Here is a 12924-nt window from a genome sequence, read left to right as displayed (position 1 = left end):
CGGGAAACAACCGGGGTTCCCCTGGTGTGAGGGTACGGAAAAGCGCAGGCACGGCCCTCTTCGGCCGCACCCCTGACACGTCCTGCTCACGTACACGCAGAACGCGCTCTTCCGGTTCGAACCCTACGTCAATCCCTCGGAGGAAGGCTGCCCGGAAGAGTGACTCTGATGCGGCACCCACGTGAGGATTCGGCCACACCGATCCCGCCGCCGTGCAGATCGACCGCCCAGCGGGCGATCGCGAGACCGAGCCCCGTGCCGCCGTCGCTCCCCGGACCTTGCCGGTGCCGGGTGGAACCCCGGTTGAAGCGCTCGAAGACCTTGTGCCGCTCCGACTCCGGGATGCCGGGACCCTCGTCCTCGACCTCCAGCTCCAGCGAGTCCGGGTACGGCCCGCGGCGGGCCCGCACCGTGACCCGGCCGTGCGGCGGCGAGTGCTTCACCGCGTTGTCGATGAGGTTCGCCATCACCTGGTGCAGCCGCTCGGCGTCCGCGTGCGCCACCAGCTCGGGCGGCGACACGTCCAGGTGCAGGTGCACGTCCGTACGGTTGTGGAGCCCCGAGGTCGACGAGAGGCCGCGCTGCGACGCGGCCAGGTTCGCCTCCCGCAGCACCCCCGACAGATAGGGCCAGACCTCGAAGCGACTCGCCCGCAGCGCGACGACACCGTTGTCAAGGCGTGAGAGGTCGAGCAGCGTCTCCACCAGCCGCCCCAGTCGCTCGGTCTGCTTCAGCGCCGACCGCATGGTCTCCGGATCCGCCTCGGACACCCCGTCGACGACGTTCTCCAGTACGGCCCTGAGCGCGGCGATCGGCGTCCGCAGCTCGTGCGAGACGTTGGCCACCAGCTCCTTGCGGTGCCGGTCGACGGCCTCCAGGTCGTCCGCCATGCGGTTGATCGTCGAGGCCAGGTCGCCCAGCTCGTCCCGCCGGTCCGCGCCCCGCACCCGGCGGGTGAAGTCGCCGCGCGAGATCGTCCCGGCCACTGTGGTCATCTCGTCGAGCGGCGCCGTCAGGGACTGGGCCACGAACTGCGTGATCAGCAGGGTCGCGATCATCGCGAAGATCGTGATGTACCGGAACTCCGTCGACGTGCGGATCGCCACCAGGGCCAGGCCGGAGGTCAGCAGCACCGCGCCGACGACCAGCGCGCCCAGCTTGGTCTTGATCGAGATCACGATCCGGCGCGGCCTGCGGGCCCCGCCGTCCGGGCCGCGCGCCCCCGGCCCCCCGGGCCCCCGCCGGCTCACAGCGCCGGGGTCTCCAGCGCGTAACCGACGCCGTGGACCGTGCGGATGCGCTCGGCCCCGATCTTCCGGCGCAGCGCCTTGATGTGGCTGTCCACGGTCCGGGTGCCCGAGGCGTCCGCCCAGTCCCACACCTCGGCGAGGAGCTGCTCACGGGAGAGGACCGCCCGGGGCGTGCTCGCCAGGCAGACCAGCAGGTCGAACTCGGTCGGCGTCAGGTGCACGTCCTCGGAGCGCACCCGGACCCGGCGCTGCGCGTGGTCGATCTCCAGTTCGCCCAGGCGAAGGATGCCACTGCGCGGAGTGACCGCCGCGAGCGCGGCCCGCTCGACCCGGCGCAGCAGCACGTGCACCCGGGCCGCCAGCTCACGCATCGAGAACGGCTTGGTCATGTAGTCGTCCGCGCCGACGCCGAGCCCGACCAGCATGTCCGTCTCGTCGTCGCGGGCGGTCAGCATGAGGACCGGGACGGGGCGCTGGGCCTGGACCCGGCGGCACACCTCCAGGCCGTCGAAACCGGGCAGCATCACGTCCAGGACCATGAGGTCCGGCTGCCAGGCCTCCGCCGCCTCCACGGCCGCCGGACCGTCGGTCGCGGTCTGGACGAGAAAGCCCTCGGCGCGCAGCCGCGCGGAGATCGCCTCGACGATCGTCGCGTCGTCCTCGACCACCAGGACACGTCGCTGAGCCCCCGGAGTGGCCGCCGCACCGTGGTGAGTGGTGTGTGTCTGCTCCATTGCCCCGCCTCGCGTCGCCGATGTCGGTGCAGCAGCCTAGAGGTACCGGCGGCGTCCCGGCTATCCAGGAGCTATCCGGGGCGGACGGCGAGGTGGACCACGTCGGGGACGCCCCGGGCAACGGGGATCTCTTCCGTCCGTACCCCGCTGAATCCGGCATTCCGCAACGACTCCTCGAATTCCGCCGAGGGCTGGGCGGACCACACGGCGAGCACTCCGCCCGGGTTCAGGCGGTCCGCGCAGGCCGCCAATCCCCGGGCCCCGTACAGGGATTCGTTGTCCTCGGTGACCGTCCAGTCGGGGCCGTTGTCGATGTCCAGACACAAGGCGTCGTAGGTGTCCGTGGAGGTACGCAGGTACTCCACGAGGTCCGTGTGCAGGATCACCGTCCTCGGATCGGCGAGCGCCCGCCCGGAGATCGCCGCGAGCGGCCCCTGCCGGTGCCAGTCGATGATCGCGTCCTCCCGCTCGGCGACGGTGATCCGGCCCCAGCCGGGGTCGGCGGCGGCATGGGCGAGGGAGAAACCGACCCCGAGACCACCGATGAGGACGGTCGCGCCGACCCGGGAACCGTCGGGCAGGGCGTCCCGCGCCGCGTCGATCAGACGCCGCTCGGAGCGCCCGTCGGAGGTGTCCATCAAAAAGGTCCCGTTGGCGATGATCTCGTAGCGCTCGTCGTGGCGGCGCAGGACGACCTCTCCGTACGGCCCTTCACGGCGGTCGAGGGTCACGGGTCCCGACATCGTTCGTCTCTCCGTTCTCGTCGGCTCGGCAGACGGTCCCCGCCATCCTCGCGGGGCGGAGGCGGAGTGGACAAACACATAACGCGGTCGTGCGCTCACGGGTACGCCGAGCCGCCGCCCGAGCCCCTCAGGACTCGCCGGTCATGTGCCGCGCACCCCGCCACGCGTACCCGCTCGTACCCGTCACGAACGCGGCGACCGCCACCGTCCACGCCCCGGCCTGCGGACCCGGTTGCATCACCCAGGCCCACCACTGCGCCGCACCCCCCGCGTCGGACGGCGCCGCCAGATAGACCGCACCCACGAAGAACGCCGGCGGCAGCCAGCTCAGCCGGGCGCCGACGACAGCGGCGCCGCCCGCCGCCACCCCCACGAGCCCGAGCGTGTTCCGTACGGCGGCGGGCGCCCCGAACGCCTCCGGGTGCCCCGGCAGCGCCAGGGCGAACAGGGCGGCGGCGAGCACGGTCGGCGCGATCACCTGGGCGAGCCGGCGGGGCCACCAGGGGCGGACCGCCGTACGGTCCAGCTCGTCGCTCGGGGTGTAGAGGCAGGCGCCGACCGCGGCCGCCGCGAGCAGCGGCCCGAGGACGACGACCGGCAGCCGGGCCGTGTGGTCGAAGCCGGGCAGCGAGACCAGCCACCGGGCCGCCCCGGCCGCGGCCGCCGCCGTGCCGACGAGGACGGCGAGCGCGGCGGGCAGGGCACGGGAGCGCAGACAGAGCCTCACGGGACGGGCACCTCGTCCGGACGGCAGCTGTTCGCCGCCAGGTAGCGGGCGAGATAGTCGCGCTGGGCGGCGGGGGACCTGGCCTGGAGCCGGTCGATGTACGGCCGGGCGGCGGTGGGGTCGGGGCCGTAGTCGTCCGGGGTCGGCGCGAGCCACTCCGCGACGGCGAGATGGACGACGCTCGCCCGCTCGGCGCTCGGACCCGTGCCGTCGCCCGGCCGGCAGCTGTCCGAGATCAGCCAGTTCACCGCCGAGTTCAGATACAGGTCGGGACGCGTGAGCCGGCCCCGCACCGAGTCCTGTCGGGCGTCGGGGAGCCCGATGTCACCGGTGCGGGCACCGTCCGCGCCGCTCACCCAGCGGACCGGGGCGCCGGGCAGCCCCTTGAGGCGGGCGTTCAGCGGGGCCAGTGCCGCCGACACGTCCGGCAGCAGTCCTTCGTCCACGGCCGTCAGACACACCTGCGGGGTGCCGTCGTCGCAGACCTGCCGGGCGAGCGCCGGGTCCGGGCGCCACGGCCCCTCGTCCGCCGGCAGGCGCAGGATCAGGCCGGCGGCGGCGACCGCGACCGCCAGCGGGACCAGGGCGAGCGGACGCAGCCGGGCGGGACGCAGCCCGTGCGCCAGGAGCGCGGTGAGCGCGAGGCCCGCCGCCCACGCCATCGACACCGGGCCGAACCACCACACCGGCCGGTCCCAGAAGAACTGGTGCTCGGCGGCGGGCCCGAGCCAGCGCGCCGGGCCCTGCGTGTAGGCGCCGAAGCCCAGCACCACGTACCCGACGATCCCCAGCAGCGGTGCGGTGAGACGCCAGGGGACCGCCCGGCCGGCGACGTGTCCCAGCACGCCGAGGGCGGCGACGGCGACCACGTCGGCGGCGAGGAGTTCCAGGTAGGGGCGGCCCCCGGAGACGTACGGCCAGGTCGCGAGCAGACAGACGACGTCGGCGGCGAGCACCCCCGCGGCGGGCCAGAGCGCGGACGGGGCGACGGCGACCAGCAGGCGGCGCAGGGGGGAGCGCGGGACGGACTCCCACAGGTCCGTCGTCCCGCGCCGCCGGTCCCGCCCGCCCTGCCAGCAGCCGGCGGCGAGCGTGAGCGGCCCGGCGAGCAGCCCGGCGACCACGTGCAGCATGTTCGTGGCGTCGGCCCAGCGGCCCTGCCAGCCGGGAGCCTTGCCGTACATCGTCACCAGGACGGTGAGGGCGACGGCGGCGCCGGCCCAGGGCCCGAGGCCGCGCCGCAGCTCGGTGCGGAGCGGGGAGACGGCACGCGCGCGCGTGACGGTGCCTCCGGTACGGGCCGGGGTGAGCGTGCCGGTCATCGGAGCGCCTCCTTCGCGGAGGTCCCGGCCTCGGCCCCGGTCCCGGGTGCCCGGTGGGCGCGCAGGGCCGCCGTGTAGCCGCGTTCGACGGCGTGGGTCGTGGAGTCGTCCGGGCCGCCGGGCCCCCCGCCGAGCGCGGTGAGCGCGGCCGTGGTGCCCTGGAACGCCAGCCGCCCCGCCTCGATGAGCGCGACCTCCCCGCACGCGGCGGCCACGTCCTCCACCAGGTGCGTGGAGACCACCACCGTCGTCTCCGCTCCCAACTCGCGCAGCAGCGCGCGGAAGTCGACCCGCTGCTCCGGGTCGAGCCCGGCGGTCGGCTCGTCGAGCAGGAGCAGGTCCGGCTCGTTCACGATGGCCTGGGCGATCCCGGCACGCCGCACCATGCCGCCCGACAGCGTCTTCATCCTCGCGTCGATCCGGTCGCCGAGCCCGACCCGCCGCACCGCGCGCTCCACCGCCGCCGGGACCCGGTCGGCCGGCATCTCCTTGAGCCAGGCCACGTACGCGACGAACTCCCGCACCGTGAAGGCGGGGTAGTAGCCGAACTCCTGCGGCAGATAGCCGAGCCGGCGCCGGATGCCGGCGCGGTCCCGGTGGTCCGTGGCGTCCCCGCCGAGCAGCTCGACCCGGCCCGCGGTGGGCGCGGCGACGGTCGCCAGGACCCGGATGAGGGAGGTCTTCCCGGCGCCGTTCGGGCCGAGGAGGCCGTGCACCCCGGGCCCCAGGGACAGGTCGAGCCGGTCGAGGGCGACGGTGCGGCGGTGGCGGACGGTCAGTCCGGTCACGGCGACGGCGGTCGAGAATTTCACCGGGGCTCCAGGTGGTCGAAGGAACGGCGTCGCAGCGCGAGGAGGGCCGCGCAGGCGAGTGCCGCGGCGGCCCACCCCCCTTGCGCGGCGGAGCCGGAGAAGTACGGGGCGAGCGCGGCGGCTCCCGCACCGGAGCCCGCACCCTCCGGCCCTTCGAGGAGAGGGCCGGTGACGGCGAGCAGCCATCCGCCGCCGAGCGTCGCGGCCGCCGTCCGGCAGCCGACGAACGAGCCGAGCGCGAGGGCGGCCAGGGTCAGCGCCAGGCCGGGGAGCAGCCAGGCGGCGGCCCCCGGGGCCCCGGCCGCCCGGGGCAGCAGCGCCGCGCCCGCGGTGAGCAGCGGGACGCACACGGCGAGCACGGCGGCGGTACGGGTCAGCAGCAGCCGCAGCCCGCCGGACGGGGTGGCCGCCGTGATCTCGTGCAGGGGGTCGGCGTGCCGCCCGTAGGAGACGGCGACACCGGCGAGCGGGAGGACGGGGGAGACGGCGAGCAGCAGACCGCCCGCGCCCCGGAACCCGCCGCCGTGGGCGAGACCGAAGGCCCCGCCGACGACGAGGAGCACGGCCACCACCCAGGAGCCGCGCAGGGCGGGCCCGACGGCCCACCAGAGCCGCGCCCACCGCCCCAGGGGGCTCCCGGCGGTGGCCGCCGGCACGGCGGCGGGCCGGTGGCCCAGCGAGGTCAGGAGGTCGGCGCGGACGGCGGCGAGGACGGGGCCGGCGGCTCCGGCGCGGACGGCGGCCGACACCCGCGCCGCGCAGGCGCCGCACGACTCGACGTGCTTCTCCAGGGACCAGGCGTCCGTCTCGGGGGCGGTGCCCTCCGCGTACCGGAGCGCCAGGTCGTCCGTGACGTGCCACGGGGGCCCGGGGGAGCGGGGCGCGGATCGGGGTGCTGTCATGCGGTGCCTCCCAGGGCGTGCGGGCCCCCGGGGTTCCCGGACGCGAGGGCGGCGCGCAGCTCGCGGCGGGCGCGCAGGGCGCGGGTCTTGACGGTGCCCTCGGGGATGCCGAGGAGCCGGGCCGTCTCACGGGTCGTCAGGCCGTCGACGACGGTCGCCCGCAGGACCTCCGCGAGCTCGGGCGAGATGCGGTCGAGGGCGGCGCCCACCTCCCCGTACTCCAGGCCGGAGAGCACCCGTTCCTCGGCGGACGGCGCGGCGGCCGCCGGCTCGGAGGGCGCGGCGGCGTGGGCGGCGGCCCGGTCGGCGCGTGCCCCTGCCCGCTGGGCGTCCACCAGGCGCCGGGCGGCGATCACCCAGATCCAGCCCCCCGCCGCACCGCGGCCCCGGTGCCCGCCGGCCGACCGCCAGACGGTGACGAAGGTGTCCTGGAGGACCTCCCGTACGGTCTCCTCGTCGGGGCAGCGCCGGGCGAGGCGGGCGTGCAGCCAGCCGGCGTGCCGGTCGTAGAGGACGGCGAGCGCCTCGGTGTCCCCCCGGGCGACCGCGCGCAGCAGCGCGGAGTCGTCCTCATCGCCCCCCGAGGGGCCTCCCCCTGTGGGGCGCGACAGTCTCACGCCCTCTCTATCGCCGGCAGGGCCCCGGACGGTTCACGCGCTCACGGCCGGGTCGGCGGGCCGCCGTCGGGGAGGGCGGCGAAGACGCGCTGGAGGGCGGGCGGGCGCTCACCGTCGCCCGCGACGACGAGGCGGTGGCGGTAGGTGATGAGGTACTGGAAGCCGTCGGGGACGGGGTCGCCGGTCGGACGCGCCGGTACGCGCGCGTAGGCGGGGTCTTCGAGCGCCGCCCGCAGCTCGGCGGTCTCGGCGGGGGTCATCCGGCCGGTGCGGGGCGGCTTCGTGCCGGAGCGGCTGGTCCAGGAGCCGTCGTGGTGGACGACCAGCTGGTTGCGGACCCCGGCGAGGCCGCCGTTGACGACCACCTCGACGAGAACCTCCTGTGCCTGCGGCTCCCGGGTCGGCGAGCCCGTGCCGGGCGGGGAGGTGGACGGGGCGGGGGTGCCGGGGGCGGAGGGCGCGCCGGTCGACGGCGCCGGGGTGCCGGGGGCGGAGGGTGTGCCGCCGGGCGTGGAGGGTGCTCCGGTCGACGACGCCGGGCCTCCGGGTGCCGGCGGGGTCTCCGGGCCGCAGCCGGTCGCGCCGACGCCGCCGACGGCCAGGGCGGCCGCGAGGAGCAGCGCCCCCCGCCGCGTCCTCCCCGCGCCTCGCGCCGCGGTCCGTACGCCGTGCCGGGTCTTCCCCGCGCCTCGCGCGGCGGTCCGTACGCCGTGCCGGGTCTTCCGTACGCCTCGCACCATGGATCGAGCATGCCCCGTCGGGGCCGCTCCGCGCAGCCGGACGTCCGGGATTCCGCGTCCCGGCGGGTCAGCTCTCCGTCCGGACGACGCCGGTGAGCGGGCCCCGGTAGCGCCAGTCGAGCGCGTCGTACAGGGCGAGGCCGTCCGTGGTCGCGGCGAGCACCCCGGTCTCCGCGCCGGCCTGGGCGGCGGCGGCCTCCAGGGTGCGCATGACGTTGGCGCCGAGGCCGCGCCGTCGGTGCGCGGGGTCGGTCTCGATCTGGTCGGCGACGGCGGTGGAGCCGGTCGGGGCGATCTGGCCGCGCGCGGCGAGCGTGCCGTCGGTGGCGAGGACGCGGACCCGGATGACGCCGTCCCGGACCTCGGTGGTCCTGGCGTACCCCTCCGGCGGCGCGGGGCGGGCGCCGGGGTCGAGCGGCTTGACCATCATGAAGCCCGGGTCGTCGGGGACCGTCCACCCCTCGGTGATCCACGGCTCCACGTCCTCGGGCCCCGCCATGACCTTGAGCCAGCTGTACGGCGCGGTGAGCCGACCGCACAGGGCCCCGACGGTGGCTGCGTCGGGCGCGGGCAGGACGTGCCGTACGACGTGCCGGGGCTGTCCCACGTCGATGCGGTAGCCCCATGGCTCGGCGACTGCGGCGGGGGTCCCCCGGGACACGGTCCAGCCCGCCACCCACGCCGATGTAATAGACGCTATATCCATAGAGGCATTACATCTGGCGACGGCGGCAGACGGGAGAGGTGATCGCTCAGAGCGAACGGCCGTCCGGGAACATCGGCGGGCGCACGTGCATTGAGTCCACATAGCTCAACTTGACTGCCGAAGGGGAGATCATGGCTTCTGAGTCCAAGGCGTCCGTGCCGCTCACTCTGCCCGTCCTGCCGCTCGACGACGAGGTCGTGCTGCCCGGCATGGTGGTCCCGCTGGACCTCTCCGACACGGACGTACGGGCCGCCGTCGAGGCCGCGCAGGCCGCCGCACGCTCCGGGGCGGGCAAGCCCCGGGTCCTGCTCGTGCCGCGCGTCGACGGGACCTACGCCGCGACCGGCGTCCTGGGCACCGTCGAGCAGGTGGGCCGGCTGTCCGACGGCGACCCCGGCGCGCTGATCCGCGCCCTCGGCCGCGTCCGCATCGGCGCCGGGACGACCGGTCCCGGCGCGGCCCTGTGGGTCGAGGGCAGCACCGTCGAGGAGACCCTGCCCGACCCGCTGCCCGGCCAGGTCGCCGACCTGGTCAAGGAGTACAAGGCGCTCGCCACCAGCTGGCTCAAGAAGCGCGGCGCCTGGCAGGTCGTCGACCGCGTCCAGCAGATCGACGGCGTCGGCGCCCTCGCCGACAACGCCGGCTACTCGCCCTTCCTCACCGTCGAGCAGAAGGTCGCGCTCCTGGAGACCGCCGACCCGGTCGCCCGCCTCAGGCTCGCCACCGCCCAGCTCCGCGAGCACCTCGCCGAGCAGGACGTCGCCGAGACCATCGCCAAGGACGTGCAGGAGGGCGTCGACAAGCAGCAGCGCGAGTTCCTCCTCCGCCGCCAGCTCGAAGCCGTCCGCAAGGAGCTCCGCGACCTCAACGGCGAGGCCGAGGGCGACGAGACCGACGACTACCGCGCCCGCGTGGAGGCGGCCGACCTGCCCGAGAAGGTCCGCGAGGCCGCCCTCAAGGAGGTCGAGAAGCTGGAGCGGTCCAGCGACCAGTCCCCCGAGGGCTCCTGGATCCGCACCTGGCTGGACACCGTCCTCGAACTCCCGTGGAACGAGCGGACCGAGGACCGGTACGACATCCGCGGCGCCCGCGCCGTCCTCGACGCCGAGCACGCGGGCCTGGACGACGTGAAGGAGCGGATCACCGAGTACCTGGCCGTGCGCAAGCGACGCGCCGACCGCGGCCTCGGCGTCGTCGGCGGCCGCCGCGGCGGAGCCGTGCTCGCCCTCGTCGGCCCGCCCGGCGTCGGCAAGACCTCCCTCGGCGAGTCCGTCGCACACGCGATGGGACGCGAGTTCGTCCGCGTCGCCCTCGGCGGCGTACGGGACGAGGCGGAGATCCGCGGCCACCGCAGGACCTACGTCGGCGCCCTCCCCGGCCGGATCGTCCGCGCCATCAAGGAGGCCGGGTCCATGAACCCGGTGGTCCTGCTCGACGAGATCGACAAGGTCGGCTCCGACTTCCGCGGCGACCCCGCGGCGGCGCTCCTCGAAGTCCTCGACCCGGCGCAGAACCACACCTTCCGCGACCACTACCTGGAGGTCGAACTCGACCTCTCCGACGTCGTCTTCCTCGCCACCGCCAACGTCCTCGAAGCCATCCCCGAAGCCCTCCTCGACCGCATGGAGCTGGTCAGGCTCGACGGCTACACCGAGGACGAGAAGGTCGTCATCGCCCGCGACCACCTGCTGCCCAGGCAGCTGGAGCGGGCTGGTCTCGAGCCCGGCGAGGTCGTCCTGGAGGACGCGAGCCTGCGCAGGCTGGCCGGCGAGTACACCCGCGAAGCGGGCGTCCGCACCCTGGAGCGAGCCGTCTCCCGGCTGCTCCGCAAGGTCGCGGCCCAGGCGGAACTGGGCGACCGGCAGCTGCCGTTCACCGTCACCCCGGACGACCTGCGCGACCTCATCGGACGGCCGCACCACGTGCCGGAGTCGGCCCAGGACCCGGCGGAGCGCCGCACGGCCGTGCCCGGCGTCGCCACCGGGCTCGCCGTGACCGGCGCGGGCGGTGACGTCCTCTTCGTCGAGGCGTCCCTCGCCGACCCGGAGACCGGCGCCGCCGGGCTGACCCTCACCGGCCAGCTGGGCGACGTGATGAAGGAGTCGGCGCAGATCGCGCTCTCCTTCCTGCGCTCCCACGGCGCCGAACTGGAGCTGCCCGTCACCGGCCTGAAGGACCGGGGCGTGCACATCCACTTCCCGGCGGGCGCCGTCCCCAAGGACGGCCCCAGCGCGGGTGTCACCATGACGACCGCGCTCGCCTCCCTGCTGAGCGGCCGTCAGGTGCGTACGGACGTGGCCATGACCGGCGAGGTCTCCCTCACCGGCCGGGTGCTGCCGATCGGAGGCGTGAAGCAGAAGCTCCTCGCCGCGCACCGGGCGGGCATCACGACGGTCGTGATCCCCAAGCGGAACGAGGCGGACCTGGACGACGTCCCCGCCGAGATCCTGGAGAAGCTGGAGGTCCACCCGGTGACCGACGTCCGCCAGGTCCTGGAGATCGCGCTGACGCCGGCGGCGGTGCCGGTGGGTGCCGCGGCCTGACGCCGTCACCTCCCGTACGACGGAGCGGGGTGCCCTTCGGGGCCACCCCGCTCCGTCGTGCCGTGACGGGACACCTACCCGCGGGTAATGAGGTGTCCGGATGTCAGTCGGGGCTGTCATGCTCGTACGCATGAACGACGACGCCTTCTGGGCTCTCATCGACGAGTTGAGCCGCCGCCCCGGTGACCGGGACGAGCGGCTGGAGTGGCTGCGGACGGAGCTGCTCGGACGACCGGCGGCCGAGAGCGTGGACTTCCAGGTGCGGCTGGAGGACGCGTGCGAAGCCGCCGGCACGCGCGCGCTGTGGCGGGCGGCCGACCGGGTCGAGGGCGGCGCCTGCACCGACGACGGATTCCACTACTTCACCCTCTGGCTGGTGGGCCAGGGCCGGAAGGTGTACGAGTCGGTGGCCGCCGATCCCGACGCCCTGGCCGACGTGCCCGGGATCCGGGCCCTGGCGGGCCGCCACCGCGACGAGTGGGACGACGACGAGTGGCCGGAGTGGGAGGAGCTCGACTACGTCGCCCAGGACGCGTTCGACGAGCTGACCGGCCAGGAGGACGACGACGGCGAGGAGTTCCTCGACGCGGTCGAGGAGGCGGCCGAGGAACTCGCCGACGAACTCGGTGACGCGTTCTCGGACGAGCCGTCCGGCCGGTTCCCGGGCGACGTCTCCGGCCAGTTCTCCGGCGGGTTCTCAGAAGAGTGGGAAGAGGGCGGGGCATCCCGGGGGACTCGTCCGGAGGGGGTGGCGATCCCCCGGCTCACCGCCCTCTTCCCGGTCGGGACGGCCGGCTCCTAGGAGGCGGACGGGTTCCGGCGCCGGCCGAGCAGCAGGCTGCCCGCCGCGAAGACGGCGAGCCCGCCCGCGCCCGCGAGGGCGAGCGGGAGCGGCGAGGTCGGGCCGGCGGTGGTCTCGGCGGAGAGGGCCGGGGCCTGCTCGTCGCCGCCGTGGCCCGCGTGGCTCACGGTGGACAGCTCCGCGCCCGCCGCGATCCTCGCCTCGGTCGGGGCCTTGGCCGGTGCCGCGGCCTGCTGCGCCGCCGCGCCGCCGAAGGTGACGTCCGAGCAGCTGTAGAAGGCCTCGGGACTGTCGCTGCGCTGCCACACCTTGTAGACGATGTGGCGGCCGGTGCGGGCGGGCAGGGTGCCGGTGAAGGAGTAGTAGCCGTCGGTGGCGGTGCGGGTGGTGTTGTACACGGCGACGGGGGTCGCGTCGAGGTCCGACCACTTCAGCGGCTGCGTGGGGTCGAAGCCCGGCTTGGTGATGTAGACCGTCATCGTCCCCGAGTGGGCGGCCGTCGCCCGGACCTTGAAGCCGAAGGAGCCCGCGGAGACCGCCGTGGCCGGCCAGTCGGTGCGCGCCCAGTCCAGGGCCCGGTACTTCTCGCGGTTCGCGGAGCAGAGCTTGCCGTCGGGGATGAGGGCCTGGTGCTGTCCGGCGGCGTTCGCGATGTTGACCTCGTTCCAGTCGTACAGCGGCTGGGTGCCGGAGTCGGCGACGAGGTCCTTGCACACCTGTGACCTGGGCGTCTCGGGGCCCTCGGCGTAGCAGGCGGCCACCCGGCTGACGGGGTTGAAGACGGCTCCGTGGGCGCTCGCGGTGGTGGGGGTGAGGCTGACGAGTGCGGCTGCGGCGGACAGCGCGGCGACGCCGGCGGCGGTGCGGCGGGAGGGCGGCATGCGGGGGCTCTCTCTCGTGCGTGGGGGAGGACGGGACGAGCAACGCGCGCGGGACGCACGGAAGTTGAATTCCGTGCGAACGCCGTAGAGCGTCGCATTGGTCCATACCAATGGGCAAGGGGGTGGGCCGAAAAAGCCGCGGCGG

13 protein-coding genes are annotated in these 12924 nt (G+C 75.0%); 2 read left to right on the top strand and 11 right to left on the bottom strand.

The window, feature by feature from the left end; translation table 11 throughout:
* Positions 1-128: 128 nt before the first annotated feature.
* The 10 genes from AMK29_RS06225 to AMK29_RS06180 all read right to left on the bottom strand — a co-directional run bounded on the left by AMK29_RS06225 (position 129) and on the right by AMK29_RS06180 (position 8553).
* A complete protein-coding gene (locus tag AMK29_RS06225; RefSeq protein ID WP_382620211.1) occupies positions 129-1178 on the bottom strand; it encodes a HAMP domain-containing sensor histidine kinase in 1050 nt (349 codons plus the stop codon).
* A gap of 68 nt (positions 1179-1246) precedes the next feature.
* Positions 1247-1984 (bottom strand): response regulator transcription factor, encoded by a 738-nt coding sequence (locus tag AMK29_RS06220; RefSeq protein ID WP_073808732.1) that lies wholly within the window; start codon positions 1982-1984, stop codon positions 1247-1249.
* Positions 1985-2055: 71 nt separating this feature from the next.
* On the bottom strand, positions 2056-2727 hold the full coding sequence (locus AMK29_RS06215; RefSeq protein ID WP_073808729.1) for a spermidine synthase: 672 nt from the start codon (positions 2725-2727) through the stop codon (positions 2056-2058).
* Positions 2728-2854: 127 nt separating this feature from the next.
* Positions 2855-3454 carry a hypothetical protein gene (locus tag AMK29_RS06210; protein WP_073808727.1) on the bottom strand — a complete coding sequence of 200 codons (600 nt, stop codon included), beginning with the start codon at positions 3452-3454 and terminating at the stop codon, positions 2855-2857.
* Complete coding sequence (locus AMK29_RS06205; protein ID WP_073808724.1) at positions 3451-4776, bottom strand: hypothetical protein; 1326 nt, start codon at positions 4774-4776, stop codon at positions 3451-3453. The genes AMK29_RS06210 and AMK29_RS06205 overlap by 4 nt, the downstream gene beginning before the upstream one ends.
* Positions 4773-5588 (bottom strand): ABC transporter ATP-binding protein, encoded by an 816-nt coding sequence (locus AMK29_RS06200; protein WP_198942188.1) that lies wholly within the window; start codon positions 5586-5588, stop codon positions 4773-4775. Before AMK29_RS06200 ends, AMK29_RS06205 begins: the two co-directional genes overlap by 4 nt.
* The gene (locus AMK29_RS06195; RefSeq protein ID WP_073808721.1) at positions 5585-6490 is read right to left on the bottom strand and encodes a hypothetical protein; all 906 of its coding nucleotides are present in this window, start codon (positions 6488-6490) and stop codon (positions 5585-5587) included. Before AMK29_RS06195 ends, AMK29_RS06200 begins: the two co-directional genes overlap by 4 nt.
* Complete coding sequence (locus tag AMK29_RS06190; protein WP_073808718.1) at positions 6487-7107, bottom strand: RNA polymerase sigma factor; 621 nt, start codon at positions 7105-7107, stop codon at positions 6487-6489. The genes AMK29_RS06195 and AMK29_RS06190 overlap by 4 nt, the downstream gene beginning before the upstream one ends.
* A gap of 41 nt (positions 7108-7148) precedes the next feature.
* Positions 7149-7847, bottom strand: a complete 699-nt coding sequence (locus AMK29_RS36300) for a hypothetical protein (RefSeq protein WP_073808716.1) — start codon at positions 7845-7847, stop codon at positions 7149-7151.
* Positions 7848-7914: 67 nt separating this feature from the next.
* Positions 7915-8553 carry a GNAT family N-acetyltransferase gene (locus AMK29_RS06180; protein WP_073808713.1) on the bottom strand — a complete coding sequence of 213 codons (639 nt, stop codon included), beginning with the start codon at positions 8551-8553 and terminating at the stop codon, positions 7915-7917.
* Positions 8554-8684: 131 nt separating this feature from the next.
* On the opposite strand from AMK29_RS06180, the gene lon reads away from it, so the two are divergent.
* Both lon and AMK29_RS06170 read left to right on the top strand, forming a co-directional pair.
* The gene (lon, locus tag AMK29_RS06175; RefSeq protein ID WP_073808711.1) at positions 8685-11096 is read left to right on the top strand and encodes an endopeptidase La; all 2412 of its coding nucleotides are present in this window, start codon (positions 8685-8687) and stop codon (positions 11094-11096) included.
* 130 nt (positions 11097-11226) lie between these two features.
* The gene (locus tag AMK29_RS06170; protein ID WP_241845182.1) at positions 11227-11898 is read left to right on the top strand and encodes a DUF4240 domain-containing protein; all 672 of its coding nucleotides are present in this window, start codon (positions 11227-11229) and stop codon (positions 11896-11898) included.
* Here AMK29_RS06170 and AMK29_RS06165 read toward each other — a convergent pair.
* The gene (locus AMK29_RS06165; RefSeq protein ID WP_073808708.1) at positions 11895-12779 is read right to left on the bottom strand and encodes a lytic polysaccharide monooxygenase auxiliary activity family 9 protein; all 885 of its coding nucleotides are present in this window, start codon (positions 12777-12779) and stop codon (positions 11895-11897) included. The two genes, AMK29_RS06170 and AMK29_RS06165, sit on opposite strands and share 4 nt — an antisense overlap.
* Positions 12780-12924 lie beyond the last annotated feature (145 nt).

The sequence above is a fragment of the Streptomyces sp. CB02261 genome (assembly GCF_001905665.1).
In the GTDB taxonomy this organism is placed as follows: domain Bacteria; phylum Actinomycetota; class Actinomycetes; order Streptomycetales; family Streptomycetaceae; genus Streptomyces.
The sequence above is the reverse complement of the archived record's forward strand: the minus strand, read 5'-3'. Positions and strand labels throughout refer to the sequence as shown.

Coding starts and splice junctions, on each gene's coding strand:
- AMK29_RS06220 (WP_073808732.1), bottom strand. CDS start 1,984: ATGGAGCAGACACACACCACTCACCACGGTGCGGCGGCCACTCCGGGG.
- AMK29_RS06215 (WP_073808729.1), bottom strand. CDS start 2,727: ATGTCGGGACCCGTGACCCTCGACCGCCGTGAAGGGCCGTACGGAGAG.
- AMK29_RS06205 (WP_073808724.1), bottom strand. CDS start 4,776: ATGACCGGCACGCTCACCCCGGCCCGTACCGGAGGCACCGTCACGCGC.
- AMK29_RS06195 (WP_073808721.1), bottom strand. CDS start 6,490: ATGACAGCACCCCGATCCGCGCCCCGCTCCCCCGGGCCCCCGTGGCAC.
- AMK29_RS36300 (WP_073808716.1), bottom strand. CDS start 7,847: ATGGTGCGAGGCGTACGGAAGACCCGGCACGGCGTACGGACCGCCGCG.
- AMK29_RS06180 (WP_073808713.1), bottom strand. CDS start 8,553: ATGGATATAGCGTCTATTACATCGGCGTGGGTGGCGGGCTGGACCGTG.
- lon (WP_073808711.1), top strand. CDS start 8,685: ATGGCTTCTGAGTCCAAGGCGTCCGTGCCGCTCACTCTGCCCGTCCTG.
- AMK29_RS06170 (WP_241845182.1), top strand. CDS start 11,227: ATGAACGACGACGCCTTCTGGGCTCTCATCGACGAGTTGAGCCGCCGC.
- AMK29_RS06165 (WP_073808708.1), bottom strand. CDS start 12,779: ATGCCGCCCTCCCGCCGCACCGCCGCCGGCGTCGCCGCGCTGTCCGCC.